The sequence below is a fragment of the Pseudomonas sp. NPDC088429 genome, assembly GCF_044753305.1.
In the GTDB taxonomy this organism is placed as follows: domain Bacteria; phylum Pseudomonadota; class Gammaproteobacteria; order Pseudomonadales; family Pseudomonadaceae; genus Aquipseudomonas; species Aquipseudomonas rustica.
Genome location: NZ_JBIVMX010000003.1, coordinates 253,194 through 254,573, shown reverse-complemented (window position 1 = coordinate 254,573; position 1,380 = coordinate 253,194). Strand labels below are relative to the sequence as shown.

The following is a 1,380-nucleotide window of genomic DNA, read 5'->3' as shown; positions in this document are numbered from 1 at the left end:
AATAAGACTTCATAACAAATAAAACAAAGTAACTCAATTTCAAAAGAGCGCAGAACCCAACTTCTTCGATAATTAACTGGAAGTCATAGTCCCCCGACAGGGCCACGACTTTGCGGCTCGGATCGGCCTTCACCACGCCCAGCGCTGCCGGAATGGTCCAGCCCAACGGGCCGGCCTGCCCACAGTTGATCCAGTGACGCGGCTTGTAGACGTGCAGGAACTGCGCGCCGGCAATCTGCGACAGACCAATGGTGCTGACGTAGCAGGTGTCCTTGCCGAACACCTGGTTCATTTCTTCGTAAACGCGCTGTGGTTTCACCGGCACGTTGTCGAAGTGGGTTTTGCGATGCAGGCTGGCTTTGCGCTGCTGGCAGTCTTGCAGCCAGGCACTGCGGTTTTTCAGCTTGCCGGCGGCTTGCCATTCACGCGCCACTTCGATGAACACGGTCAGCGCTGCAGCAGCGTCGGACACGATGCCCAGATCCGGCGTGAACACACGACCGATCTGCGTGCCTTCGATGTCGACGTGAATGAACTTGCGGCCTTCGGTGTAAACGTCAACCGAACCGGTGTGGCGGTTAGCCCAACGGTTACCGATACCCAACACCACGTCGGATTTCAGCAGGGTCGCGTTGCCGTAACGGTGCGACGTCTGCAGACCGACCATGCCGACCATCAGCGGGTGATCGTCCGGGATGGTGCCCCAGCCCATCAGGGTCGGGATTACCGGGATGCCGGTCAGCTCAGCGAACTCAACCAGCAGATCGCTGGCGTCGGCGTTGATGATGCCGCCGCCTGCTACCAACAGTGGACGCTCAGCCTGATCGAGCAGTGCCAAAGCCTTCTCGACCTGAATGCGGGTCGCGGTCGGTTTGGCCAATGGCAGCGGCTGGTAAGCGTCGATGTCGAATTCGATTTCGGCCATCTGCACGTCGAACGGCAGGTCGATCAGCACTGGGCCTGGACGGCCGGAGCGCATTTCAAAAAACGCTTTCTGGAACGCGTAAGGCACCTGACCTGGTTCCAGAACAGTGGTCGCCCACTTGGTGACTGGCTTGACGATGCTGGTGATGTCGACAGCCTGGAAGTCTTCCTTGTGCATACGGGCGCGGGGTGCCTGGCCGGTAATGCAGAGGATTGGAATCGAGTCGGCCGAGGCGCTGTAGAGCCCGGTGACCATGTCGGTACCGGCTGGGCCGGAAGTACCGATGCACACGCCGATGTTGCCGGCTTTAGTGCGGGTGTAGCCCTCGGCCATGTGCGAGGCGCCTTCGACGTGGCGAGCAAGGACGTGATCGATGCCACCGACTTTCTGCAAGGCGGAGTACAGCGGGTTGATGGCAGCGCCCGGGATGCCAAAAGCGGTATCAACCCCTTCAC

The 1,380-nt window shown here is 59.7% G+C and carries 1 protein-coding gene; it reads right to left on the bottom strand.

Going from position 1 to position 1,380, the window contains the following annotated elements; genetic code table 11:
• On the bottom strand, positions 1-1,380 hold a 1,380-nt coding region (gcl, locus tag ACIP66_RS03930), incomplete at both ends, for a glyoxylate carboligase (protein WP_400645614.1).